This window comes from Skermanella sp., from assembly GCF_059503625.1.
Genome location: NZ_JCACHA010000339.1, coordinates 1 through 2,773, shown reverse-complemented (window position 1 = coordinate 2,773; position 2,773 = coordinate 1). Strand labels below are relative to the sequence as shown.

Genomic DNA, 2,773 nt, shown 5'->3' with positions numbered 1-2,773 from the left:
AGCCGAACCAGCCGATCATCGCGGCGCCGATGCCGCTGGTGATGTGGTCGTAGCCGGGCGCGATATCCGTCGTGAGCGGCCCCAGCGTATAGAACGGCGCTTCGTCGCAGACCGCCAGCTGCCGCTCCATGTTCTCCTTGATCTTGTGCATGGGGACATGCCCCGGCCCCTCGATCATCACCTGGACGTCGTGCTTCCAGGCTGTTTTGGTCAGCTCGCCCAGCGTCTCCAGCTCGGCGAACTGTGCGGCGTCGTTGGCGTCGGCGATCGATCCCGGACGCAGCCCGTCACCCAGCGAGAAGCTGATGTCGTAGGCCCGCATGATCTCGCAGATCTCCTCGAACCGGGTGTAGAGGAAGTTCTCCCGGTGGTGCGCCAGACACCACTTGGCGAGGATCGAGCCGCCGCGCGACACGATGCCGGTAACCCGGCGTGCGGTCAGCGGGATATGCGCCAGCCGGACGCCGGCATGGATGGTGAAGTAATCGACGCCCTGCTCCGCCTGCTCGATCAGGGTGTCGCGGTAGATCTCCCACGTCAGGTCCTCGGCCTTGCCGCCGACCTTCTCCAGCGCCTGATATATCGGCACCGTCCCGATCGGAACGGCGGAGTTGCGGATGATCCACTCCCGCGTCGTGTGTATGTTCGCGCCGGTGGACAAGTCCATGACGGTATCGGCACCCCAGCGGGTCGCCCAAACCATCTTTTCGACCTCCTCCGAGATGGAGGACGCCACGGCCGAGTTGCCGATATTGGCGTTGATTTTGACCAGGAAATTGCGGCCGATGATCATCGGCTCGATTTCCGGATGGTTGACGTTGGCCGGGATGATCGCCCGCCCGCGCGCGATCTCGTCCCGGACGAACTCCGGCGTCACATGATCGGGGACCGACGCGCCGAACGACTGGCCGTCGCGCGGAGCACCCAAAGCCGCTTCGCGTCCCAGGTTCTCGCGGATCGCGACATACTCCATCTCCGGCGTCACGATGCCGCGCCTTGCATAGGCAAGCTGGGTGACGGCGACGCCCGCCTTCGCCCGCACCGGATGGCGGCCCGAGGCCGGGAACTCCTCCAGGTTGGACGGCTGGCCGCGCCGCAGCCCGTTGTCTTCCGGCTTGATCTCGCGGCCGTCATAGGCCTCGACATCGCCGCGCGCCTCGATCCAGCCGGCCCGCAGGGTGGGCAGGCCGCGTTCGATGTCGATGTCAGCGGCGGGATCGCTGTAGGGACCGGAGCTGTCATAGACCCGGACGGGCGCTTCGCCGCAGCCGGGTTCCAGGTCGATCTCGCGCAGCGCCACGCGCAGGTCGGGGAACAGGCGTCCCGGTACATGGACCTTGCGCGAGGAGGGCAAGGGTCCGGTGGACACCGTGAAAAGCGGGGTGTTGTCCTTGGGCATTTCGATCTCCCTGATCAATGTTATCGATCGGAGATCCGGAATGCAGCGATGGATATGATGAGACCGGGTGCGGATCGCGACTGCCGCACGCTTCTCCCCTTCCTACGCCGGCACGACCCGGATCAGGTTCAAAGGGTCTCCGCGTCGCGACGTGCCGGCGGAATCTCAGCCCCCTACCGGGGCTCCCCTGGGAATGCGACGATCGTCAGGGCTTTGGATGGACTTGTCAAGACGGGATGACGCGGCGTTCGCGTCATCCCGTCAGCCAGAACGAAATTACTTCTGCGGCTTCAGGTAGTACGGCCGGCCCTGGATCGCGACCGGTGCCGACTGGTAGGTCTGGATGGCATAGGGCTTGACGCCGTGCAGCAGTTCCCGCATCGCCTTGCCCATCGGGTGCGTGCTGGAACCATAGGTCAGGACGACGCGCTCCGACTGTTCGGGCTCCTTCAGGATGAACGTGTCGAAGGGTTGCAGGATGTTCCAGCGGCAGCCGGTGGCCGTGCCGTCGGGGATGCCGTATTCCGTGATCGACGAGATCGCGGCGGGGGTCGACCGCAGTCCATCGGTGTCGGCGACGACCGTGAAGATCGCCACATCGGGGGTGTCCGGATCGTTGACCTGGAATCCCCAGCTTCGGACCCAGTCCGGCTTATCGACCGAACCGGGAATCCGGCACGGGTTGGGCGACGGAATGTTCGTCATGAAGGTCGTCTGGAACTTCGGCTCGCCGAACAGCTCCTTGCCCACCTCGATCGCGACCGGATCGTCGCACGGCACGTAGATGCGGTGGTTGCCGAGCAGCTTGGTCTGGTCCTCGCCCTGCAACCACTGCTCGAACGTGATGTCGGGAACGTCTTCGGCCTTCCCTTTCGGGTACGCCACGATGTTCAATTCGAGTTCCTGGGTGATGCCGCTGGCGGTCGGCGACCAGCTCTGCGGCGGCAGGCCGACCCCGGCGGAGAAGAAGCCGGTATAGACCTGGAAGTTGTAGCTGACCGACGCTTTGTCGCCGAACAGCGCCGGCCTCAGCCCGCAATCCTTGAAACCGCCGTGGAAATAGGGCTTCACCCGGTCCTTATCGACCAGATAGTGGACGATGATGTTGGACAGCGATGAATAATAGAACGGCGTGGTAACGCCCGACGGTATCGGCGGCAGAATCGAGTTGGGCGGCGAGAACGTGCTGTCGGCGGTCATCTGCTTGGCTTCCTGCCTGATGGAAAATCAAGCAGAGGTAAAACCAACGATACAGTGATTTCTAGCATTTTCTTCAAATTATATATTTCAAACCTGCAAAACGCCCTACAGGTTGTTCATTTTCCGGCGCCGTTCCACGTCATCCGGATAGCCTGACGGGACGGCGCCGGCGTC

General features: G+C 63.6%; 2 protein-coding genes and 1 riboswitch. Both genes read right to left on the bottom strand.

The genetic code is table 11. The features are described from left to right. A partial coding sequence (gene thiC / locus AC5JJ6_RS07760; protein WP_496041486.1) for a phosphomethylpyrimidine synthase ThiC occupies positions 1 to 1,399 on the bottom strand: 1,399 nt, incomplete at its 3' end. 82 nt (positions 1,400 to 1,481) lie between these two features. Then, a riboswitch (TPP riboswitch) is annotated at positions 1,482 to 1,598 on the bottom strand. A gap of 77 nt (positions 1,599 to 1,675) precedes the next feature. After that, on the bottom strand, positions 1,676 to 2,599 hold the full coding sequence (locus tag AC5JJ6_RS07755; RefSeq protein WP_496041485.1) for a hypothetical protein: 924 nt from the start codon (positions 2,597 to 2,599) through the stop codon (positions 1,676 to 1,678). Positions 2,600 to 2,773 lie beyond the last annotated feature (174 nt).